This is a genomic window from Listeria farberi (assembly GCF_014229245.1).
In the GTDB taxonomy this organism is placed as follows: Bacteria; Bacillota; Bacilli; order Lactobacillales; family Listeriaceae; genus Listeria; species Listeria farberi.
In genome coordinates, this window is sequence record NZ_JAARZJ010000016.1 from 36,211 (window position 1) to 59,481 (window position 23,271).

24 protein-coding genes, 1 tRNA gene and 1 pseudogene are annotated in these 23,271 nt (G+C 38.7%); 5 read left to right on the plus strand and 21 right to left on the minus strand.

What is annotated here, in order from left to right:
* Window positions 1–23: 23 nt before the first annotated feature.
* The 9 genes from HCB45_RS13130 to prdC are packed head-to-tail and all read right to left on the minus strand — an operon-like array spanning window position 24 to window position 7,557.
* Window positions 24–911, minus strand: a complete 888-nt coding sequence (locus HCB45_RS13130) for a sulfite exporter TauE/SafE family protein (RefSeq protein WP_185620235.1) — start codon at window positions 909–911, stop codon at window positions 24–26.
* Between the two features lie 15 nt (window positions 912–926).
* Complete coding sequence (locus tag HCB45_RS13135) at window positions 927–1,943, minus strand: proline racemase family protein (protein WP_185620236.1); 1,017 nt, start codon at window positions 1,941–1,943, stop codon at window positions 927–929.
* Between the two features lie 16 nt (window positions 1,944–1,959).
* Window positions 1,960–2,430 (minus strand): glycine/sarcosine/betaine reductase component B subunit, encoded by a 471-nt coding sequence (locus HCB45_RS13140; protein WP_185620237.1) that lies wholly within the window; start codon window positions 2,428–2,430, stop codon window positions 1,960–1,962.
* A gap of 30 nt (window positions 2,431–2,460) precedes the next feature.
* Entirely contained in the window at window positions 2,461–3,198 is a 738-nt protein-coding gene (prdD, locus tag HCB45_RS13145) for a proline reductase cluster protein PrdD (RefSeq protein ID WP_185620238.1), read from the minus strand.
* Between the two features lie 60 nt (window positions 3,199–3,258).
* The gene (locus tag HCB45_RS15560) at window positions 3,259–3,504 is read right to left on the minus strand and encodes a hypothetical protein (RefSeq protein WP_200830385.1); all 246 of its coding nucleotides are present in this window, start codon (window positions 3,502–3,504) and stop codon (window positions 3,259–3,261) included.
* 27 nt (window positions 3,505–3,531) lie between these two features.
* Window positions 3,532–3,984 carry a glycine/sarcosine/betaine reductase selenoprotein B family protein gene (locus HCB45_RS15565; RefSeq protein WP_221771113.1) on the minus strand — a complete coding sequence of 151 codons (453 nt, stop codon included), beginning with the start codon at window positions 3,982–3,984 and terminating at the stop codon, window positions 3,532–3,534.
* Window positions 3,985–4,003: 19 nt separating this feature from the next.
* Window positions 4,004–4,306: a CBO2463/CBO2479 domain-containing protein gene (locus tag HCB45_RS13155; protein ID WP_185620240.1), complete on the minus strand. Its 303-nt coding sequence runs from the start codon at window positions 4,304–4,306 to the stop codon at window positions 4,004–4,006.
* Between the two features lie 35 nt (window positions 4,307–4,341).
* Entirely contained in the window at window positions 4,342–6,231 is a 1,890-nt protein-coding gene (gene prdA, locus HCB45_RS13160; protein ID WP_185620241.1) for a D-proline reductase (dithiol) proprotein PrdA, read from the minus strand.
* 21 nt (window positions 6,232–6,252) lie between these two features.
* The gene (gene prdC, locus HCB45_RS13165; protein WP_312026334.1) at window positions 6,253–7,557 is read right to left on the minus strand and encodes a proline reductase-associated electron transfer protein PrdC; all 1,305 of its coding nucleotides are present in this window, start codon (window positions 7,555–7,557) and stop codon (window positions 6,253–6,255) included.
* Between the two features lie 252 nt (window positions 7,558–7,809).
* On the opposite strand from prdC, the gene HCB45_RS13170 reads away from it, so the two are divergent.
* Window positions 7,810–8,004 carry a hypothetical protein gene (locus HCB45_RS13170; RefSeq protein ID WP_185620243.1) on the plus strand — a complete coding sequence of 65 codons (195 nt, stop codon included), beginning with the start codon at window positions 7,810–7,812 and terminating at the stop codon, window positions 8,002–8,004.
* Between the two features lie 586 nt (window positions 8,005–8,590).
* Window positions 8,591–8,687, plus strand: a tRNA-Sec gene (locus HCB45_RS13175).
* Between the two features lie 453 nt (window positions 8,688–9,140).
* On the opposite strand, the gene HCB45_RS13180 is transcribed toward HCB45_RS13175, so the two are convergent.
* The 3 genes from HCB45_RS13180 to HCB45_RS13190 all read right to left on the minus strand — a co-directional run bounded on the left by HCB45_RS13180 (window position 9,141) and on the right by HCB45_RS13190 (window position 13,720).
* Window positions 9,141–9,428, minus strand: a complete 288-nt coding sequence (locus HCB45_RS13180) for a DUF6568 family protein (RefSeq protein WP_185620244.1) — start codon at window positions 9,426–9,428, stop codon at window positions 9,141–9,143.
* Between the two features lie 209 nt (window positions 9,429–9,637).
* Window positions 9,638–10,018 carry a hypothetical protein gene (locus tag HCB45_RS13185; RefSeq protein WP_185620245.1) on the minus strand — a complete coding sequence of 127 codons (381 nt, stop codon included), beginning with the start codon at window positions 10,016–10,018 and terminating at the stop codon, window positions 9,638–9,640.
* Window positions 10,019–11,041: 1,023 nt separating this feature from the next.
* On the minus strand, window positions 11,042–13,720 hold the full coding sequence (locus HCB45_RS13190; RefSeq protein ID WP_185620246.1) for a leucine-rich repeat protein: 2,679 nt from the start codon (window positions 13,718–13,720) through the stop codon (window positions 11,042–11,044).
* A gap of 573 nt (window positions 13,721–14,293) precedes the next feature.
* Here HCB45_RS13190 and HCB45_RS13195 point away from each other — a divergent pair.
* Together HCB45_RS13195 and HCB45_RS15495 are read left to right on the plus strand one after the other, a co-directional pair.
* On the plus strand, window positions 14,294–14,395 hold the full coding sequence (locus HCB45_RS13195; protein ID WP_185342505.1) for a type I toxin-antitoxin system Fst family toxin: 102 nt from the start codon (window positions 14,294–14,296) through the stop codon (window positions 14,393–14,395).
* A gap of 248 nt (window positions 14,396–14,643) precedes the next feature.
* Complete coding sequence (locus HCB45_RS15495; RefSeq protein WP_221771116.1) at window positions 14,644–14,730, plus strand: putative holin-like toxin; 87 nt, start codon at window positions 14,644–14,646, stop codon at window positions 14,728–14,730.
* A gap of 186 nt (window positions 14,731–14,916) precedes the next feature.
* On the opposite strand, the gene ssb is transcribed toward HCB45_RS15495, so the two are convergent.
* Window positions 14,917–15,390 carry a single-stranded DNA-binding protein gene (gene ssb / locus HCB45_RS13200; protein WP_185620247.1) on the minus strand — a complete coding sequence of 158 codons (474 nt, stop codon included), beginning with the start codon at window positions 15,388–15,390 and terminating at the stop codon, window positions 14,917–14,919.
* Between the two features lie 407 nt (window positions 15,391–15,797).
* Between ssb and HCB45_RS15220 the strand changes: the two genes are divergently transcribed.
* Window positions 15,798–15,962, plus strand: coding sequence for an ATP-binding protein (locus HCB45_RS15220; RefSeq protein WP_312026335.1), 165 nt, complete (start codon window positions 15,798–15,800; stop codon window positions 15,960–15,962).
* A 380-nt stretch (window positions 15,963–16,342) separates the two neighbouring features.
* Here the strand turns inward: HCB45_RS15220 and HCB45_RS13210 are convergent, their stop codons facing one another.
* From HCB45_RS13210 to HCB45_RS13235, 8 genes and pseudogenes are all read right to left on the minus strand, one after another.
* Window positions 16,343–17,323: an ABC transporter ATP-binding protein gene (locus HCB45_RS13210; protein ID WP_185620248.1), complete on the minus strand. Its 981-nt coding sequence runs from the start codon at window positions 17,321–17,323 to the stop codon at window positions 16,343–16,345.
* A 2-nt stretch (window positions 17,324–17,325) separates the two neighbouring features.
* Window positions 17,326–18,339, minus strand: coding sequence for an ABC transporter ATP-binding protein (locus HCB45_RS15435; RefSeq protein WP_312026333.1), 1,014 nt, complete (start codon window positions 18,337–18,339; stop codon window positions 17,326–17,328).
* Window positions 18,339–19,232, minus strand: a complete 894-nt coding sequence (locus tag HCB45_RS13220) for an ABC transporter permease (protein ID WP_185620249.1) — start codon at window positions 19,230–19,232, stop codon at window positions 18,339–18,341. Before HCB45_RS13220 ends, HCB45_RS15435 begins: the two co-directional genes overlap by 1 nt.
* A gap of 11 nt (window positions 19,233–19,243) precedes the next feature.
* Entirely contained in the window at window positions 19,244–20,194 is a 951-nt protein-coding gene (locus HCB45_RS13225; RefSeq protein WP_185620250.1) for an ABC transporter permease, read from the minus strand.
* A 72-nt stretch (window positions 20,195–20,266) separates the two neighbouring features.
* Window positions 20,267–21,841: an ABC transporter substrate-binding protein gene (locus HCB45_RS13230; RefSeq protein ID WP_185561858.1), complete on the minus strand. Its 1,575-nt coding sequence runs from the start codon at window positions 21,839–21,841 to the stop codon at window positions 20,267–20,269.
* Window positions 21,842–21,980: 139 nt separating this feature from the next.
* On the minus strand, window positions 21,981–22,106 hold the full coding sequence (locus HCB45_RS15310; protein WP_260508448.1) for a hypothetical protein: 126 nt from the start codon (window positions 22,104–22,106) through the stop codon (window positions 21,981–21,983).
* A gap of 241 nt (window positions 22,107–22,347) precedes the next feature.
* Window positions 22,348–22,520, minus strand: a pseudogene (locus HCB45_RS15500) (DUF4064 domain-containing protein); the annotation flags it as partial.
* Window positions 22,521–22,882: 362 nt separating this feature from the next.
* Window positions 22,883–23,251 carry a DUF3139 domain-containing protein gene (locus tag HCB45_RS13235; RefSeq protein ID WP_185620251.1) on the minus strand — a complete coding sequence of 123 codons (369 nt, stop codon included), beginning with the start codon at window positions 23,249–23,251 and terminating at the stop codon, window positions 22,883–22,885.
* Window positions 23,252–23,271: the final 20 nt, after the last annotated feature.

Below are 23,271 nucleotides of genomic sequence, written 5' to 3' on the forward strand. Positions count from 1 at the left end.
TAAATCCAAGGAAAACCTTGGATTTAAACCTCCATTACTTCTTTCTTACCTTTTAATGATTGAATCAACATGGAAATACCTGTGTAAATAATTACCACTACAATAACCCACATTAATATCTCTAGATTCATACTTTTGACAAGCGTTGCTGCGATTACAACACCTACAACACCTCCAAGAGTAATTCCGATAGCAGCTTTCCTTGAATATTCACCCACCTTGATATATTCTACACCAGCAACCGGCATCAATCCTGCGCAAGATGCCATCATGATTGGAAAAGCAACAAGAGGATTTAATCCTAACAATGCTACCATCGCCATACAAGGTGCATAAAGTCCCACACCCGCTGACATTAAAGCTCCGAAAATAAAATTCCCAACAATACCTATTACTAAGCGAATACCAGTCAAGCCTAATGCAGTATTGTCTTTACCTAGAGCATCAAGTAAGCCTTGCTGCTTCAATATCATGAGAACTGCCGTTATAATCAGAGCAATTCCCATTATCATTTGAACTTTTTTCTCTGGCAATTTCACTACAGTTCTAGAGCCTACAAAAGATCCGATAATCGCTGCAATTACTAGTGATATTAATGTAACTGGCGAAACTTCTACGACGCGAATGAAAATAAATGCTTCTAATATTACGGGAATCGAATGCGCGATGTTCAATGTTCCTGGTAAAAGTGCATCCGATTTCAAATATTTGGTAAGCTTAAACGCTAATGTGGTCGGTGCAAAGCAACCGATCCCTAAGGTATCCAAAAAGTCCGTAATAAAACCGATAACCATTGAAACAACATAATTTCCTTTGCCCAAATTATTCCTATTTCGATAGATATCTTTAATAAAGTAACTTAAAAAATAGATTGTAAGAGCCCCTAAAACTACTAATAATATTGTCGCCATTTATATACTTCCTTTCTATTTCAGCACAAAGCCGTTCTTAAGTGGGTCTTTATCATCAACCAGAAAGCTATTAAATCCAGTAATATAAGCTGACCCTGTAATTTCAGGGATAACTGCTGGAATATCTGCTACTCTGCTTTCGCTTTTGACACGTCCTATAAATAGGGTCCCCAAAATACTCTCATAAACAAATGGTTCGTCTACTTTCAATTCATTTTTAGCAAATAACGTTGCGATTTTAGCACTTGTTCCAGTCCCACACGGAGAACGATCAATCTGTCCATTGCCAAAGACAACAACATTTTTATAGGTTGCCATAGGATTAGTCGGCGCATCATAAAATTCAACTAAATCAACCGTTTGAATATGTGTTAGCGTAGGATGTTGAATGGTAATTTGTTCATTAATTGCTTGGCGAATCTCAACACCAAACGCAGCAAATTCCGCAACATTACTAGGTTCTACTTTTAAACCAACTACACTAGAAGGCAAGATTGCAAAAAAGCTACCTCCAAAAGAAATATCCACTTTTATTGTTCCAAGACCAGGAACATCCACTTCTTGATCACGCTTATAAAGAAATGACTCTACATTCTCAAAAGAAACTTCTTTAACATGAAACGGCTCATCTAAGTATGCAGTTGCTCGAACTAACCCTGCAGGTGTATCTAATGTGACAAATACTTTCCGATCCGACTCGTTAACTTCAACCATCCCTGTTTCTACAGCTGCAGTTACTGCTGCAATCGTATTGTGCCCACACATATTAAGATAACCACCAGTGTCCATAAAAATAATACCTAAGTCCGCTTCTGCAGTCGTCGGTTCCAAAATAAACGCGCCAAACATATCATTATGTCCACGTGGCTCAAACATTAAAGTTTGCCGTAATGTATCCTTATGCTCCATTAAATATTGTTTTTTTTCAGCCATTGTTTTTCCAGGGATTTTGGGAATTCCCCCTGTGATAAGACGTGCTGCTTCTCCTGCTGTATGCGTATCAATTGCCGAAAACATTTTTGCTGCTTTCATTCTATTACACTCTCCTTCAACTTTTACTTTGGCGCATTTTTAGTTTAATAAAAGCTAGTGCCTTCTTTGCGTCCATTTTATCAACTGCATTTTCGCCAACTACTTGCGTTTCTATCCCTGATTCCGATTTATTTATATCTAAAACCATCTTTGTATATTCGTTTTCAACAACAAAACCTGCTTGTGTACCAATAAACTTTAAACCAACGATTGAAATATCATTTTGAACAATTTGGGCTAGCGTATTGGCAAAATCAATATCCGAATTACCCCACCCATCCGTTGACAATATGACACCATCGGTTTGCATGCGTTGTAACCAAACCGCTGTTCTTTTACCAACCAAATATTTCAGATAATTATCTTGCGGTGTTCCAACTACTAAGATGCCTTGAAAATCAATATCAGTATCTTCACCTAATACAGCAACAATAGGATCTTGGAAGTGGTGTAACGTTGTTTCTTTTGTAGATGGTCCTATTCCCATATCATCACCTTCACTTGTTCATATTTTCACTTAAACCATCGCTCGAATAGCTCCATCACGATATTCATTGGGGGTAAGTAAAATCGGCATATTACCAATATCAATAATAGACACTCCGTTTGCAAAACCACCTGGTTCTTTCGGAAAAAGCAGATTATCATACATCGCGCCTTGCCCAGCAACTTGCTTTACCAAAACAACTTTTGGTTTTCCACTTGCATCGCTCGCTTTAAAAAAATGCCGTTCTTTTGCTTGTTTCATTTCAAGCTTTTTCAATTGTTCTCGGATTGGTTGTAACCACTGATCCGCATAAGAAAATACATTTAAACATAGTTTGCGATCAAAGACTGTTCCTTCTTTCACTAAAATATCTAGCAAAAGAATCTGATCCGCATTATTCGGTGTCCCTGCTTTTCCAAATACCATTTGTTCATCTAAAAATCCTACGGATGAACCAAATTCATGAAGCTGTTCACCATTTTTGATGGCACCAGTAAGTACTACTTTTACACCAGTTAGCGTATGTGTAATCCCATAACCGAGCTCTCCTAAAGACTTAGTTGAAATTGGTAAAACATCCATAATCGTATTGATTCGCTGATGACGCTCGGTTGGTGAAATAATTTTCACCGTGAATTTTTCCAACCAGTCAACCTCAGCAGGTGGCGCTTGTGTAATGGTTAGGCATCCTGACGTTAGTATTGGCAGTTCAGCTATTGTTATTGTATCTATAGGGAATGTACGAATTTCCAATTCACTTTTTTTCATTTTTTTCACCTAAACAGCGTATAAACCATGGGGAAAAATTCCCCATAGTTTATTGCATTATTAAATATGTGCAATGTATTCATAAGGTAATGGTACAATTTTCCCTGGTGTTTCAATTGCAATTAATTCTGTTAAAGTATCTTTTAAGATATGAGTCTGCATATCAATATTGTTTGGTTCACCAGCATTTGCTCCCATTGGAACAAGTGGCGCCACTGCTCTTGGCGAGCCATTTTGGCGTACCACTGGTGGTAATGCTGCGATTAAAATAGTAGGAATTCCTGCTTCCTCAATTGCTCTCTGCACGATCACGGCAGTTCTATGACAAGTCCCTCAACCGGCTGTCATTACAACTGCATCGATATTTTCCTCTACTAATTTCTGGGCGATTTCTGGACCAGTTACTTGACTAAATGCATCTTGGTCCCCACCGCCCCCCATAAAACCGTAATGAATAGGTGCTACTTCTTTAATAAAACCTTGCTCCGCTAATTCACGTAACCGGTCAATCGGGAACATACAGTTAACATCTTTGTTTACATCTCCATTATCATAGCCACCGTGTGATACCATTAACTCACTAGTCGGCGCATCTCCCGGGACCTCACGATAGCTAGTATCTCCAGCTAAGTTAAAACGTTGATCGCTTTTCAAATGTACGCCAGCCGCTGTAGCTAGAGCAACACGCATTTCTTTTAATTCCTTTTTTACAGGTGTAAAGATTGATTTTGGTGTAATTGGTACAAAAATCTCTGATTGTAAACCTTCAAATACCGTTAATGACATTTGGTAAAACTCCTTTCAACTAATTATTTTCTGGATTATATTTCGCTTTGATTTCTGCTTGTTTTGCTTTATATGACTGAATAGCCTCTACATACTTTTGGTTCGGCTCTGCTTCCAAAACTTCTGGATAAGATAGCAAAAAGCCTACTTCTTGACCTAATTGGAGAGGATCTGCTGAAATAATCATTCTCCTTGGAATCATAAATTGCCCTAAGCGTCCTTTAATATCAATAGTCACACTTGCATCTGTAATCTCAACTAAAATACCTTCGTACATCCGTTCAGTTGACATATATGTCAACTGATTTGTTCTATCTTCCATAAACACACCTCAAACATATCTCCATTTTTGTTTGCTTATGCTTCGTCTTTTTCATAGATTTTTCGGCGTTTTTCACTTTTAGGGAGAACTTGCTCATTTTCAACCAAATCAATTTTTGTTCCTAATTGTTTTTCGATAACCTCAATGTTACTTTGTTTAACATTAGGATTCCACTTACGTTCTGGCTTATCAATTTGTCCGCCACCTAGCAATGTTTTTAACATTGCCAACGCTCTAATTGCATCTTCTTTACACAATGTATTGTTTGATAATACCTCGTTTTCGATGCCTTGTTTTGATTTGTTATTATCAATCATGGCTTCCATATATTTATTACCGACAACTAGAGCACCTTGCATAGCTGAAAAACTCTCTCCTACCACTTTCACACCACGTTTACCAAGTTCTTCAATGTGCGATGCAAAATCGATGTGGTTATTTCCAAAGCCTTCTGTAGTAATAATCGCGCCGTCAATCCCCATCGCTTCCACCATCATGCCTAGCCGTTTGGAAACATAGAATTTTTCAGAATTCGCTTGTGGAGAGCCAACAAATGCAATCCCTACTAAGTCAATTTCTTCATCCTTCATCGCTTCCGTCACGAGTGGTTCGCGAAAATAATGTCGCGATGTTTCTTTAGATGCTGGTCCAATACACGTCAACGCATGGATTCCCCCATCTAACACTTCGGTAGGCGCTAAAATAACAGGTAAGTTTCCTAAATCAACATTTGGTTTTGCCCCAAGTGTCCCAACTGGTTCGATTGGCATAATCAAGTTATCATGCATCGCACCTTGGCCCATGATTTCTTTAATCACCAGCACTTTTTTCTTACTAGGACGACGATATTGCGTAATCTCTTCTGTATCAACGACAAGCGTTTCTTCAGCTTGTTTAAGCGCTTTGCGGATTTCTTCTGTCACATAATCTGCGGCTTGGTGAGCTGCTAATGGACCACTTCGCTCCATATTAGTACCAGCTTTAATCGTGACCTGTGCTTTAATAAAGATTTCCCCTTTATCTGGAGCACCCGGTCGTCCCCACATGATGTTACGGTCTAATTCACCTTCTGATGAACCGAATTCCCCAATTTGTACGCCATTAGCATCAGTCCCTGTAAGAATCATAACAACGCCATCTAAAATACGTGTGACACCTTCACCGATTTCACCTTCTTCTTTTGTTGCAATCGGTTGAACATCCATAATTGTCTCACTGTACGTACCATAAGCATCCGGTGTGATAATTTCAAGTTTCATTCCTTCTACGAGTTTTTCTGTAGCTGCAGCTTCTTGACAAAGAGCTTCTGCCGCTCGTAGATATAAAGTCGTACCTTCAATTTTCGTTTCTTCTGCAAAAACTACTTTTTCAATTTTAAAGTGTTTACGCATAAAACCACGAATTTTTTGTTCCTGCGCAGTTTCTCCCACAAGATTACCGGTCACAGAAGCTGTGGTTTCGGTCGCTTGTACTTGCGATGCCGTCGTTGGTTTCATAGCTGCTGCTATTGCTGGAATCGGGACTTCTAAATTGATTCCTTTCCCTTCTTCAATGTGAATTTTAATCGTTTGTCCGGAAAACACTTGTCCTTCTTGGACAGTTGCAGCAGGTTGCATCGTACTGGATTCTGCCACTATTGTTTGTTCAGCGGATTCGCTTACTTCTTCTGATTCCAGAACACCTTCTACTAAATCAACCGTCAAAGGTACTAAAGCATCCGTCGTTTTTAATAATTTAGCCCCTAAAACCTGGCCGATTTTCAAGCCATTATCTGGTATCGTTAGTAAACCAGAATCTTCTAAATCCGCAAAAATTGCTGGATCTTCTAAGTTTGATGGTTCAATTGTAATGCCCGCTTCCGCACGGCAACATAATACTGCTGGATCACTTGCGTGCTCTTTAGCAGTTTCAACTGTAATTGACATAAGTCAAAACCTCCTAAATTTTTAATTGGTAGGCAATCGTCTGTATAGTTTATGACTTGCCGCCCGTAGCACATGATCTGTATGATGATAAACCGGAACTCCTAACCTAGGAGCTACACCCATAACGGTGTTTGTTCAATCTTGACAAGTGCCTGTTAAAACAACTTCTGCACCGTCTTTTTTCATTTGCATTACTTTTTCTGCTTGACCTGGGCAAACGCCCGGCAAGTCACATCTATATCTTCCATTTACTTCTACCATTCGTTTGCATCGTTGTTCTGAAACAACTTCCGCCCCCATGTTGTGTGCAATTTCTTCTAAACGTGCTTTTCCGCCACCGCATTCGCAAATTAAGATACCGATTTTTCGATTTTCTTGCGGAAAAGGCATAGAGACTAAAACACCGCCAGTTGTTTTGTTAACTGGTGTCGCCTCTTCACCACTAGAACCGGTAAATGGTCCACCAATCACTATTTCGCCATGTGGCTCAACATAGCCTCCTGCTGCATCAATCAATAGTTTTACTGGTGTACCGATTGGAACATTTTCAAAAACGTGCGAGCCTTGCTGTACCCGACCTGAAACAGTTATATCCTTTTCAATACACGGCTTACGCAACTCAATGGCTTCTGCTACATGCTTGATTGTCTCAACGTTGGAGACAATTGCATTCGCTTCAATCGGTAATTGGCCCGGCTTAAGTGTAATCCCCAAAAGTTCTCGGATAATCACACGCTCGTCTCCTGCTGGATACATATCTGGCAAGTATTTAACTTCAATCAACGGTTCATTTTTCACAGCTTTCCCTAAAGCATACATTGCTGTTCGATATTTAGTCTTAATCGCAAAATAAGCTTTCTTGGCTTCAGTAATCTCAATCATATACTTAAGTCCCCGAACAAGTTGCTCAGCATTTTCTTCAATTTGCTTAATATTGTGTGCTAGTAACGGTTCGCACTCAGCTGCATTAGCAATTAAATAGCCGCCAATAATTTTTGTTGATAATTTCACATATGTAGGAAAACCTGCTCCACCAGCACCAACAACCCCCGCTTCCTCAATCATAGCTAAATGATCAGTTTGCTCGGCAATCGGTACAAAAGTATCAGACTGAACTTCAGCTAATTGAATTTCGATTGCCGTTTCTGAAATGGCAATGATTTCACCGGAAACGCTTGCATGAATATTAGCTCCAAGCCCTGCCGGTTTAGCAATCAACTGCCCTTTTTCCACATACTCACCAATGGCAATAACTGGGTTGCACGGCGCACCAACATGTTGTTTTAATGGTATTTGAAAATTTGTCATTTTATCACCTCCTCGTATATTAGTATTTAGAACATTTATTAAAATGATTCTATATATTCAAACCACTATGTGGTTTAGAATTGTAGTAAGCAGGCAGAGGTCATACATCACCTTAGTCTTCCTTCGAAAGACTGATGCTTCTTCTCTTGAAGCTAGTATATGAATGAGCTAGATAAAATCATATTTTTGAATATCTAACGAGGCTGCATCATTCAAGAGTAGAGAGGATGATAACCACTATCTGACAAATTCTCAAAAGAACTTGATTTAATGTTCTTTATTGGTATTGATGTTGGTAAACGGAATAACGAAGTTGCTTTAATTGATAAAAAAGGAATTACTGTTGAAAAACAATTCGTATTACCAATACAAAAATCTTTCCAAATGGAGTTAAAACCTGTACTAATCCTTTCCGTAGTTGCACAAATTTTTATCAGTGAAAATAAATGTAGTATTTTCTGCTAATAGCCCCTGAACAAATTCAATATCCTGTGTATTAATACTATTTACATGGTCGTTAAGAAAATCACAGTCATTTTCATGTTCTTGTTCGTATTTTCACAAAAAAATATTATTGTTAGCATTAGCTAAGAAAGCATCAAGAAACAAATTAATATATTTCATTATCATTCTAAAATACGAATAATTTAGGAATAACGATTAAGTGTCAGAATAATCCCAGTGTGGGTCCAAAGCTATCTTTTCAAATATATATCACTTAATTATTCCATATCCCTTCTTATTCTCAGTGCGTTTAGTGCTAGTTTTAATACATTTGAAACCATTCTTTAACCCACACTTCCTTTTGACATGACGGGTAAAAAAGGTATTGAAAAGCGTAATAGATGCATAATCTTTAGATATATCATAATTAATAGAATAAGATTTCTTGAAAAATTAAAATATACAGAAGTCATCAACTTTTAAAAATTGGAAACTATATCATTTTTTTAATAAAATCAAACATTTTAGTAACCGACAATTGAAGCTCTATAAAATTTAACAATTGATTTTTACCGCGTTCAATGTTAAAGTTATTTTTGTAGTTATTGGGAGTGGATGGGTTCTGGTGTTCCCTCTGGTCTTCAAAACCAGCATGAGGAGTTAAGAGCTTCTTAGGTGGGTTCGATTCCCACACATTCCCGCCAATATATTTTAAATTCATCCCTTCTAAATATAAATCGAATAGTCTTATTGATTTTATTCGATTATGACATCGCCGACGAGATAATTTCTCTTCGGCTTTTTATATTAAAAGAGACCAGCTTCGTATTACACCTCTAGGACCAGACAAATATCCTAACTCTAGAAGTGTATTTTAATCAGCTAAGATGAGATGATGAATTTAAAAAACAAGTGATGGGAATTTATCAAAAATGCGAAAGCAGCTATAACACACTTGCTCAATGATTTAAGATACCTGGTTTTCAATAGTTGGAAAATGAGGAATAATAGCAGAAAAAGGTGGTTTAGGCACCTTACATTAACGAAAAAACGACACCACACTTCCTACTTCAAACAAGATGTTGTACACTTGTACTTTTCCATTTTCAATTCGAACTAGGCTTGGTACTGATGAGACATTAAACATACTAATAGTCTTAAAGAACGTATCTGACTCCTTGAACGTATCTGTATTGTAATACTTTTATTTTCTTACTATCAAGAACTTCCTCTAGTTTCGGTTGAAATACCTTACACTCTGGACAAGTCGGTCTACCGAAATAAACATAATGAACACCACTAGTTTCTGTCGAATCCAACAACGAAACTATTTCCTTCTCCTTTTCTACTTCTACTAAACCGTAATTATCTTTTTCATCACATGCTCCAAGTATAAAAATCAACATAATACAATTTGATAGTAACAAGATTTTATTTATCTTCATTTTATTTATCCATCCTTCTATTTTGCCATCTCATCCATATGATAATAGGGGCACATATGCAAAATAGTATGGCTTGTATTACTGTTACAGTTGTTTCACCTATCAGTGGCTCAAACCATGATGATATAACACACCAGTAATCAGTATCAGCGCATATATAAAAAAATCATATTCTTTTTTCTTTTTTTCATACTATCCCCTTTCGCAGGCTACCTACACTGATCAATTATGGCCCCTATACCCAGTAAATCTAACAAAGCATTTTTCATATTAGCCTTTAGTTTTTTTCCTATTGAATTGACCGTCTTTTTAAGCGCAGCTCCCTTTCCCCTATTTTTTGAGTAGTATTTATACGATTTATAAAATTGTTTGGCAAACTTCATAGCACCACCCAAGGCTTTCATAACTGCTTTTAATTTTAAGATCTTAGCTGCCGGAAAACCAAATGCAACAATCGCTGTACCTATTGCTATAGCACACCCAATAGCGCCATATGTCGTTATTTGATTAGGATCTTGTACAATAGAATTGTAACTGTTCATCATTTGTAACAGCAACTGGATATCCTGTCTCCTCTTCCAACCATTCAATGGTATTACTCTCCCCACTATTGACTATAGATTCAGGAATTTCTTCCACTGCAGTATATATTTTCTCCACTACTTCCATTTCTTCATTATTGTAATCACCATCTTTAATACCAAGCTCTTCATTTGTTATCGCCTCAAAGTCAGGAACTTCGAATCACCTAATGCGAATCGAGATGCGTTTTGAAGCGCTATAGTGTCACCATTTGCATCATAAGCCGTTATCCTAACATAGTAATTCTCCGTATTAGCGAAATTAGGGTTGTTTATTTTGTATACTTCATACGGCTTATTCGATAATTCCTGCCCTTTGTTATCATTGCTACTAGCAAAATAACACAACTGAAATGTAGCATATTGTATATACCAAAACAATGTCTTTTTTTCTTATAACTGTAAATACGGGAGAACTTTTGTCGCTTATTTATCTAATTAATCTCTAGAAATCCTTATTTTATCCTTCATTGAGCTCACGCCTGCCTCTTAAAATTAGCTTACGCCAATAAAATTATCTCGTGTTTCATAATCTTAACAATACATTTCATGCACTTTTTCGTACGTTTGTTGTTATCTATAGAAATAACTTAGAAAAATACATCAAAACAAGCAGAAATCTCATATCCACTATCTTTTTAAATAGCTCTATACAACGATTCCTACTTTTCTATTAACAAGTTTTTCCTACTTTATTTAAGCTTTATTCTAATTACTCGTTTGTCACTCTTCTTCTTAAAAAAAGACATTTTCATTTTTACACCATACCAGTTCTTATAGTGAATTTTAAATTCAAACACTATGAAAAAAAGAGAACAAAAAAAATCGGCTTCTCTCATAAAACGGCAATAACTCACGCTATGTATGCAAATCTAACTCAATGTCATTAAGTTAGATTCATTTGTTCGTTTTATTAATTATTCTGCCAGTTGAAAACCTCATTAATATTAACAGACATTCATAAAAAACAACCAGGAGCTCCCCCTTTTTGAGACAGTTCCTGGTTATTTTTCGTGTTTCTATCTTACTTCTTTATGCTTTCTTTTTTCTTCTTGCCCATAACCACAGTCCGGATAGGTACGCTAATAATCCTGCCCCTATTCCTTGTAGAGATAACATACTTGTATCACCTGTTTTAGCTAGTTTCCCATCTTGTGCTGGATTTAGAAGAGGTGGATTACTTCCTTCCACATTCGCTCCATCTACTTCCGATGCATTCGTTCCAGTTGTCGAAGACCCGGACTCACTTTCACTTTGTTCAATGGACTCCGATGTACTAATCGATTCCGATGTGCTTTGCGAGATGGACTCCGACTCGCTCAGCGAGATTGATTCCGATTCACTCAAGGAAGAGGATTCACTTTCGCTCAATGATGTCGATTCCGATTCACTCAGTGACATAGACTCACTTTCACTCAACGATGCAGATGTAGATTCACTCTCAGATAAAAGTACATCAAGGTATGGAATATCTTGCTCATCATCCGTCAATGTAATTTGTACTCCTGGGGTATCGGGATCTATATCGATACTTGGATCTACAATATATTCTCTCCCATCTGATCCGGTAATCGTATCTGGCGGTATCGTCACAATATCTCCGCCTACGGCATCATCCGGTACGCCAATCACTTCCAGATTTCCACCTGGAATAGATGGATGTAGAGCTCCTGCTTTTTTATACTGCTTTACCGTATAATCTTCTTTCCATTGAGGTATCCCATTACCATTTGTATCTGTAAGCGGAATAGCAATTGATGTATCAGCAGTATAACGAGCTTCTTGTGTCGTCCCTTTCTCATAGATGTACACATAGCCTGCTGGTGGGGCATCAATCACTACTTCGTCATAGGAAACAACAAGTTCTGCATCATCTCCTGTACCTGTAACAGTATAGGTTGGTGTATAAGGTACGTCTGTTCCTACAGCAGTTCCACTAGCATCTTCTTTTTTCAGCGAGCCTACTTTGGATACCAGAATGACATACTCTCCATCACTATTTGGAGCAATACTTATCAACCCATAGTCTGTTCCATTTAATTGATCTTTTGCGTAATTATACATGTCTTCTAAAGAATTCCATGTATCATCTGATTCTTCCGCTAATAACGTTTGATCTCCAGTTGTTTGACTATCTCCATCACTATCTACTAGAATTTTTACCGCAACAGGGGTCACACGTACAGTCGTTTTCCCACTATGACTAACACTTCCACCATTATTACTATTACCATTTTGGTACCTTGAGCTCCACGAATAATCAAGCTCTTGCTCAGCATTAGCTAAGTTTGTCCACGTAATTGCACCATCTGCGAACTGTCCATCATTAGAGATATTTGATACATTAGTTGCATTTTGCCCATTTGTTTCTGTAACTGGTATCTCTAGCGAGGGAGACCAATTTATTTCAGGCAAGACAATGCTTTGATTATCTACCAATACCCCACCATAATACTGCTCCGTATTATCTAGAAAGCCTACTAGTGAGGACACATCTCTTATATGATTGTTATTCAGGTTCACGAAAGACAAATTCGGCATGCTTGATATAGATATATCACTAACATCACTTAACTGGTTATCTGTTGCTTCCACGCTTTTCAAACTCGGGATGCCTAGTACACCACTGAGCTCCCTTAGCTGATTCTCACTCAAAAATAATCTTTCTAGATTAGGGAAGCTCTGTATGTTATCGATATTACTTAGCTGATTATTATTCAAGACCAAAGTTTTCAAATTCGGTAAGTCTGATATATTACTAATATCACTTAGCTGGTTATCCCCTAGGTCCAAGGTGCTCAAACTTGACATATTACTTATGCTTACATTGCTAAAATGATTCCTTTCTGCATCCAACACTGTCAAGGATGATAGATTAGATACGTTAATTTCACTTAAATTCTGTGTGCTCAAGTCCAAAGTCGTTAGCTTAGGCATATTGCTTAAACGTAAACTTCCTCCTGAGGTATTATTGAAAGTATCTTCCATACTAAAGGTCTTCAGCTCAGGCATATTATTCAAACTTACATCGTTTAACTGTGGGTTATCATTCAAGTCTAAGCTGACCAGACTTGCTATGCCATTAACGCTAGCAATATTTAACTGGGGACACGCTCTCGCCGTCAAGCCTTTTAGGTCTACCAGACTAGCTAACGCACTTACGTCACTTACGTCACTTACCTGATTACCATTCAGATTCAGGATCTGCATTTTTGTCAAGTTTTCCATTCCGCTGATATCAGCAATGTTTTTGTTTGTTGTTGCAGAGAGATAAGTAATACTATCCAAATCACTCTGTGTTACCAAGTCGCTAACAGAAGCTTTGTTTAATTGAACTCGTATTACTTCTGCTAAATTAGCATCTGGAAAGATATCACTGATTGCTGTTGGTGTCGTGATGAGTCTCCCTTGCTTCGGTCTTTCCTTCTTTCCTCCCTCAACCTTCGCTTCGTTATTCTCCGTTGTATTTGGTGTATTTTCTTCTTGTTGATTCAGATTTACAACCTCAGAGAAAGACGTCCCATCTTCCTCTGTTTCTCCTTCCACCTCATTTTCAGTAGATCCCTCTGAAAGAGGAGGCGCCTCTTCTCCTGCTATTACCTCTGTTGCATCACTGGAATTTACTTCATCTGCTAAAACCAGCATACCTGGTGATGAAACGACTGTGAAAAATAAAGCAGCCCCACAAAGCCACTGTTTTCCTTTTTCCACATACGCCAATTTTTTTGTGTTTGTTCTCTTTCTTTCCTCGAAAACCTCAATTTCTATTTCCTTCCTAGCATTCAAAATAATAAGCTATCACATGCCTATTATTTTTTACTAAGCTACTATAAAAATACGTTTCATGTGCTCTTCCAGACGTTTGGTGTTATCTATAGAAAAATAACTTTAAAAAACTTGTATCCGCTATCTTTTTCAATAGCTCTATACAACGATTCCTGCTTTTCTATTTGCAAGCTTTTCCTACTTCATCTAAGCTATGTTCTATTTACTTGTTTGTCACTCCTTTTCCTGAAAAATAGTTTTCCCAATTTTATACAACATCAGGTTCTTATAATAGTCATTAAGATCCAGCGCTACAAAAAAGAGAAGACCAAAAATCTGTCTTCTCTCTTAGAATGCCTATGAATGGCGAATCCAACTCAATGCCATCAAGTTAGATTCAACTAATTGTTTTAATTTATTATTTATCCTTTAAATTGCCCTCTAATTTAAAGGCACGTGCTATAATAATGAAGTCGTCTACCTTCAGACGAACATCTAGTCTGAAGGTAGGTGAACAGTATGGATTTGCTATTTTCAGCAATTATTGCGCCGGTTGTGGTTGGATGCGCAATTGCGTTTTTCAAACACATGTTAGAAGATCGGCGTAATAACAACAAGTAGACGATACTTTATTCTAACCCCAAATAAACACCCTAGCTGTTACCGCAACTAGGGTGTTTGGGTGTCCAGATGGACTTGCTATCTTCTACTCTATTATAGCACGAATGACTTGTTTTGCAACATTTGTCTTTTTTCCTTTTTGATCAATAATAACTGCAGTAGTAATCGTGGAAAGATGGTGGCTAAATCCCATTTAGGGAGTGATGCCTATGGTTTACAAAGGTTTTACTCCTAGAAAGAAATAAAGCATGTCTGTATTTGAAGCAATGACTTTAATGTCGGCTTTTGCCTCATTGATTGTGCTGATATTAGACTTTAATAAACCAAAGAAGTAACCATCTAAACCACTTTCAGAGAGGGAGGAGATAGTTACTTCTATTTAGATACCAATGGCTACCGTCTTTACGCGGTGCTACTGCTACGAGAGAATCATGTTAGCGCATGGCTCTCTTTTCAGTTACATCATAACAAATCTGGAGCTGTTTTGACAATCTTTCTACATTTTTAACCTTATCAATAAATCAAAATGGTAAATCATCATCCGAAACAGTTATCGGTCCCTTTCTTCCTTCCAAAGGCTTGCTTGGCGGATTGTTCGAACTTGGATTCGTTTCTTTTTCAGGAGGGGCAGAACGTTCATCTGGAAAAGAAGCTCTAGCCCCACCATTTGCGACACTCTTTGGTTCTAAAAATTGTACACTTTCTGCCACAATTTCCGTGACATACACCCTTTTACCGTCGTTCCCCTCGTAATTACGCGTTTGAACACGTCCATCCACACCGGCCATACTTCCCTTCCTCAGGAAATTAGCCACGTTTTCTGCTGGCTTGCGCCAAACAACACAATTAATAAAATCTGCTTCTCGTTCTCCTTGTTGGTTAGTAAATGTACGATTTACCGCTAACGTAAATGTAGCTACAGCAACACCTGCTGGCGTATAGCGTAACTCTGGTTTTTTGGTTAAACGTCCTACTAGTACCACTCTGTTCATCATGATTCATTCTTCCTTTCATTGAGTCATTTATTTGCGAGGATATGCCATCTGTTTCCTTTCTTTCATTATTCTGACTAAGAGATACAATGAATAAGCTGCCACAATGACGATAATTGGCCCGAGTAAAATACACAGTGGATACAAAACAAGCGCCAAGAAACTGGTATACATATAAATAATACAGAGAATGTCCACACTAACGATAATAAAACCGAAAAATAAGACACTCCAAAATACATTCATCCCTAACTCTTTAAAAGCATCATCCACTAAAAACAAGTAATTTTTTGCATAGATTAAACAGCGACAAAACAAGCGAATTCAAACATTGATACATCAATCAAAACTACCAAGTAAAACCGCTTCTGACGGCTATATAGATATCCATTTAGAAGACATTACGCTTTATTGAACAAAAAGAGAAGCTCATTCTAATGAGAGATACTTGTAATGGAAAAACACATTTAGCGACTGTCTTAGGAATGGAAGCTTATCTTTCAGGAAAAAGTGTTTTATTTACAAATATTCCGAATCTAGTCATTGAATTGAAAGAGTCGATGAGCGCCAATTAACTCCATTTTTATAAACGACGTTTTGGAAAGTACGATTGGTTATTTTGGATGAACTTGATTACATATCATTTGATCAAGTTGGAGCGAGATTCTTTTTAATCTACGCTCCAATCGAACAGCTGCTGATTCGATGATTATTACAACTAATCTTTCCTTTAATTGATGAGAAAAAACCTTTAAGATCCAATACTTACAGCGGCCATCGTGGACCGTTCGGCTCATCGAGCCCCTGTATTGAATCTTAGTTGCTCACCTTTCCACGTGGAAGATACGGAGAATTGGCTAAAATGATTTTTAACCCCTTTTCAAGTCATCGAATAGTCCCTTTTTCAGTTACGTTTAACATCCCTCTTTTTTGGTACTATCCTACATAGATCAATTTACTCCATGCTATCATACAGGTGACAAGCCACTCGATGACCAGGAGATCGTTCTAAAAACTCCGGCGTCTTCTCAGCACATATGCTCATCGCATAAGGGCATCTGGTACAAAAGGCACAGCCTTTAAACGTATCAGTTCTAACCAGCTGCTCTCCATTAAACTCGGGAACGGTCTCTTGGCAGATATAAAGATCTGGTACGGAGGCAAACAACGCTTTTGTGTATGGATGCAGTGGATTTTTAAAAAGCTCATCGGTTTCCGCTTCTTCGACTAAAGTGCCAAGGTACATGACTCCTATTCGGTCAGAAATATAGCGGATCACTCCGATATCATGCGAGATGAAGAGTAAACTCAGCCGTAAATCCTGCTGCAGCGCCATCAAGGTATTCAAAACTTGCGCCTGAATTGAAACATCCAGCGCGGATACTGGTTCATCACAGATAATCAAGCGCGGCTTGATCACCAAAGCACCGGCAATCCCCAGCCTTTGGACTTGCCCGCCTGACAACTCATAAGGATATCTAAAATAGTGATATTCCGACAATCCCACCTTCTCTAAAACGTCAACCACTTGATCTCGACGATCACGGGCATCAGATACGCCATGTACTTTTAAAATATCTTCAAGAATACTGCCAATTCTTTGCCTTGGGTTTAGTGCAGACAATGTGTTCTGAAAGACCATCTGCAGCTCTTTTCTCAATGGGGAAAATTCTCTATCATTCAGCGTACTCAGGTCTTTCCCCTCATACATGATAGATCCGCTGTTGGGTTTCTCCAACCCAACGAGCATTCGTCCTGTCGTTGACTTGCCACAGCCTGATTCTCCCACCAGTCCATATGTTTCGCCTTCTTTTATCGTGAATGACAAGTTATCGACTGCCAGCATTTGTTCACGTTGGCCAAAAAGGCCTAACTTTTGTCTGCGGATAGGAAATGATTTTTTAAGGTTTCTAATCTCTAATAAATTATTTCCCATCACTAATCTTCCTTTAAATCCGCGAATTTGCCATATCTCCAGCACTTTACAAAATGATCCTGCTTGGCTTCGATCATCGGCGGCTGTTCTTGAAAACAACATTCCTCTGCATAGGTACATCGAGTACAGAAATGGCAGCCTTTGGGGATCTCAGAAAGCGCCGGAACCGTCCCAGGAATTGTAGGGAGAGGATTACCACGTTCGGTTTTCAGATGGGGAATACAACCGATCAACCCTTTGGTATAAGGATGTAACGGCGTTTCAAATAGTTTTTCAGTTTCAGCATCTTCAACGATTTGACCTAAATACATCACCTTAATGCGATGGCAGAGTTTAGAAACAGCGCCCATATCGTGTGTAATAAAAAGGACAGACATTCCCATCGTTTCGTTCAGGTTCTTAATAAGACGTAAAATCTGCTCTTGAATCGTTACATCTAATGCAGTCGTTGGTTCATCTGCAATCAAGAGTTTGGGTTCGCAAGCCAGTGCCATCGCAATCATTACCCGTTGCTGCATACCGCCTGACAGCTCAAAGGGATATTTTTTTAAGCAGCCTGAGGGATCAGGAATACCGGTCAGATGCAGCATTTCCATACTCTGTTTTTTTGCTTCACTCTTTGACACCTGCTTGTGAAGAGTAATCACTTCACTTAGCTGCTTCTCAACAGTATGCACAGGACTTAGCGAATTCAATGAATCTTGAAAGATAATTGAAATTTTATTCCCGCGAATATCTCTGATCTGCGAAAGGGAACTCTGTAATAAATCATTACCTTCAAAAAGAATCTCCCCTTCATATCTTACGGCTGTATCATGATCGCGTAGCCGCAAAACAGATTGCGCCATGACACTTTTCCCCGAACCTGACTCCCCAACAATCCCAATGATCTCACCCGCATGAATCTTTAGATCTACCTCGTCTACTACCGGAAGCCATTGCTTATGAATAGCGAATTTCACTTTAAGACGTTTGAATTCTAGAATTTCTTTAGCTTCAACCTCTTGTTTAGCCACTATTTTTTACCTCCTTTGACTCTTGGATCAAGGTAATCTCTAATCCCATCACCTAAAAGATTCAAGCTCAGCACACAAATGACTACTGTAATCCCTGGAGCAATCATTGTCCATGGGGCTTTCGAAAAGATTAGCTTACTATCCTGTAGCATATTTCCCCAGCTTGCCGCTGGTGCTGGTACCCCCGCTCCTAAGAAGCTCAAGGCTGCCTCAGAAATAATCGCTTGCGCAAAAATAAATGACGCTTGAACCGTCAGTGGGGAAATAACCCCAGGTAAAATCAGCTTCCGCAAAATTTTGAAACTACTGAAGCCCTGTACTTTAGCAGCCTCGATATACGGCTGCTCCTTAATCACCATCGCGCTAGCCCGAACAGTCCTGGCAACACTTGGTGTATATACGATGGTGAGCGCCCATACCACATTCCAGCTGGAGGTACCGAAAACCGTAATGAAAGAGATCGCTAATAAAATCCCGGGAATTGCAATCAACGCATCACAAATCCGCATCAGGAAATGATCCAGCAGCTTGAAATAACTGGCATATAGCCCAATAATCGTCCCGATCACGCAAGAAAATATAGCTACAGAACCGCCCACCCACAGCGAAACTCTGGCTCCATACATTAAGCGAATCAAAATATCCCTGCCAAATTTATCCGTACCGAACCGATGAAGACTACTAGGCGCGTTGAAACGTTCCGTAACGGCCATTGCATTAGGATCTGTTGAATTAAACATCGGAATAATCATTGCAGCGGCAAAGATTGCGGCAAAACCAACCAGTCCAATGATAAGCGCTGGATTTGTCAGTAGTTTTTCCTTGCGAAGTTGCTTTTGCTCTTTGACGATTGCCACGCCCGCTTCAGATATACTTTTCCTGGTTAAATACATGCTCTCACCTCCTATTTACGCCCCGGCTGAAGCCTTGGGTCCACAAATCCGTATAAAACGTCTACTAACAAATTAATCAAGACATAGAGTAACGTCACAAATAGAACGACTCCTTGAATCACAAAAACATCCCGCCGATTGATAGCGGACATCGTGAGCATCCCAAGTCCTGGAATGTTAAACAGTGTTTCGGTAACGATTGTTCCTGTTATCAGACTGCCAAAAGATTGACCAATCGCAGTTAAAATGACCGGAGCAGCATTCTTCAGCCCATAACTCAAGATGATGCTCTTTTCCTTTAATCCTTTGGCACGAGCAGTTTGAATGAAACCCTTATGTAGAACGTCTAATAAGGAAGATCTTATCATTCGTGTAAGATAGGCTGCTTGTACGATGCCTAATGACAACGCCGGAAGAAATAGGTATTTAAAATACTCCCCTATACCTGAAGAAATATCGACATAACCCGCTACGGGGAACCATTGATTATAGACGCTAAATGCCAACATCAAAAACATACTCAATAAAAAACCAGGAAGGGCTGAGCCAAGTAGCGACACAGATACCGCCATTACATCGATGACAGTTCCCCGCTTATAAGCAGCTAATATACCGAGGGGAATCGCAATAATCACCGCAAAAATTTGAGCCATAATCGCCAAGCTCAGCGTTGGTCCAAAATACTCACTAATTGCAGAAATCACTGATTGTCGCAGAAAATAGGATTCCCCTCCATTCCCTCTAACAATCCCGCCCAACCAATCAACGTATTGAACGAGAAACGGCCGATCAAACCCAAGCTGTGCGTTCATCTGATTGATCTGTTCAGGCGTCGCTTCCATCCCAAGAATAGCAGTAGCTGGTCCTCCAGGTGTCAGATAGACAATTAGAAAGGTGATGAGCGATACGATAAACAAGACTGGAATCAATGATAGTATTCGTTTTACTATATAAGAAAACATAATGTGCTCCTTTTTAACTATACTTCTTTAAAAAAACGGCGAGCCGCTGTCGCATCTCACCGCGTCTATCTTTTATTTTGAGACCGTTGCATTCCAGAAAATCGGGAATCTCATATATTCGTAGCCGTTTACGTCATTACTGACCGTATTCACTCCAGTAAAATGACCAAGGACTGTTGCGCCGCCATATTCATAGATGTATCCTTGCAAATCGTCCCAAGCTGCTTTCGCGTCCTCTTGGGAATCCGCAAAACGCATTGCCTTGATCCCATCAGTAACCTCTGGTCTGTCCATCCCAGCCCAAGTCTTATCAAGTACGGTTAATTGGATTGGAAAAACATTATAGGCATTGCTGGTGATGAACATACTGTTTTGATTTGGATCCGCACGATGCTCCATGAACGTACTGAAGTCATAGCTTTCTACTTCGGCGTTTATTCCTACTTTCTTAAGCTGCTCTTGTACGACCAATGTAGCATTATACATCTCTGGATAGTCCTGAGTTGTTACCATGACCAGCTTCTCATTATTGTAGCCAGCTTTCTTCAACAATTCTTTTGATTTTTCAGAATCATTTTGATTGTAGTATTCTTTCCCAGCATCGCTGCCCCATTGTTTATCCTCTGGGTCGAACCAGCCTGGATTTACTTCATAAAGCTTTTTGTTTCCATAGCTTGCCAGAAGAATATCATCCATATTAAGTGCTGCTAATATAGCTTGTCTCATCTCTTGTTTTTCCATTATTCCAACAGTCGTATTAAGAAACAGGTTCAGTGTTCCGCCTTTAGTCACGTCCAGTTTTAGATTAGACGCTTTTTCCAGCTCTTCATAATTATCTTGTGGAATCTCTTCCACAATGTCATATTGTCCATTTTTCGCACCGGCGATTCGGGTTGACGCATCTGTTACAATTTCAAAAGTCAGCGTCTTTGTAGCCGCTGTTTTTTTACCCGCTAGACCAGTCGTCGCATTCTCTCTGACTTTGTAGTCATCAAATTTATCCAATTGAATAAATTGGTCTTGCTTCCACTTCGTTAATTTATAAGGACCGGTTCCAATGTATTCACTAATCCCTTTTTCTCCAGCTTCCTCTACGACTTCCGCAGGGTAAATCGCCGCAAACATAATCGGATTCGCAAGCACAGTGATAATATCTGATGCTGCTTCATTAGCAGTCATCTTCACTGTGTAGTCATCGACTTTTTCAAACTTGGAACCACCGATCAATGTACTCGCTTTTTGCGAATCTTTCACCCAACGATTTAAAGAGGCCACAACATCATCAGCGGTCATCTCTTTACCATTATGAAATTTAACACCTTTCAACAATTTAATCGTGTATTCCTTCCCATCCTCACTTACCTCATAAGAATCAGCTAGCACCGCTTGTGGCTCAAAGTTCTCATCCATCGCGAAAAGCGGCTCAAAAATATGATAACCAACTTGCGCTGTGATATTAGAGTTTGCGATCTGAGCATCTAGAGAAGGGGGATTCGCTGAAATAGCGATGCGAAGTTCGTCTTTTTTTGCAGACGCCCCCTTCTTATCACTATCCGCCGTCTTTCCTCCGGAACCCCCACATCCTGCTAACAACAAGAGTATACATAATGGTAATGCTAAATATTTCAAAGCTGACTTCTTCATCATAAACAACTCCTCCAATTTTTAATTCATTTTATTCAGACAGTATAAAATAGGGCGGTGATTTCAAAAAACTACTCTGACTGAAACATCGAATGGCGACCCAAAAATATCCCGCTCTTTCCATTTTTTATTTAGATTTGAGTCAATAGCTTGGACACATTTTAGTAGCGACCGCTAAGCCATATTCTTTCGCCAATCCTAGAACAGAACGTCCAGTTTGATTCAGTTCAACAATCATCTGTTTGAAATTTTCTTCGTATCGGGTCATAAAATCCACCCTCTCATAGATAAGTTTAATTTATTTTTATCTCTACGAAAAGATGTCTAAGATTTGATACTAAACTAACACCAGTTTTAAACAAAGTCGATCCGCTAAACAATTTTTAATCTTCTCTTTTGCATGTTCCCTCTTTGTCATTTATTCGAAAAAAAACGTTTAAAATGTCTCCAAATATCCTTCTCACTCTCTTCTTTTATTCTTCCATTGACTCCACCAAATGACGCTGTCCTTAGACTGTTTCCACATTTCTCGCCAAACACATAATACCAGCAATAATCGCAAGCACTCCTGGAACAATCCAAAAAGTAAGCCTATTAAAAAGAAACCTACTACGCCAGCTGCTAGCGTTAAAATACCAAATAATTTCGCATTGCGCTTCATTAGTACTGCAAAAATAATTAGTATAAGTCTGATAATTAACGTAATTACCGTAAGAGCGACAATAACATCAGAATAATAGCCGTAATTACAGCAACTAAGGTTAAAGAGAATGCTGTTTTTCTTGGATTCATTTTATAAAACCTCCTCCCTACATATTTTTCAAATATCAGTATAACATGCTTTTTTCACACAAAATGTGCCAGTTTTGTGTACTTGGTTACAGGTATTATCCTTTTAAAAAATGCTAACTTCCTAACTTTAGTAATATAAGGTTCTGGATACTTCCTTATAGCACAAAAACACACCATCTAGTTAACTAAATGATGTGCGCAAATTATTCATCTCATTGTCCATTATCACTATTTAACATCCACTTTATAGGATTACTTTTGTTCTCCATCTTGTTCCGCTAATGGGGGATGCTTCACTTGATTATCCAATTGGCCCGACCCGTTTTTAAATATAAGTAGATTGATATGATAGGGATCCTTTCTTTTATTCTCATAATAATATTTATATACTAAATCAGGATCATCTTTGAATACTATCGTGATAAAGTATCCTCCCTGTGTCCAATCCTTCTGAATAGCTCTCGTCTTAATTTGATTAGACTCCACCTTCTGCGCTGCTAAGTAATCATTGACAGCTTCATTCGCCTTATGCCTTGGAATCACCGATAAAAATAGATATCCGATGAAACAAAGAACCAATAAAACACCTAACATTATCCACCACTTTTTATATTTTTTCATCCCGAACACTTCCCACTAAT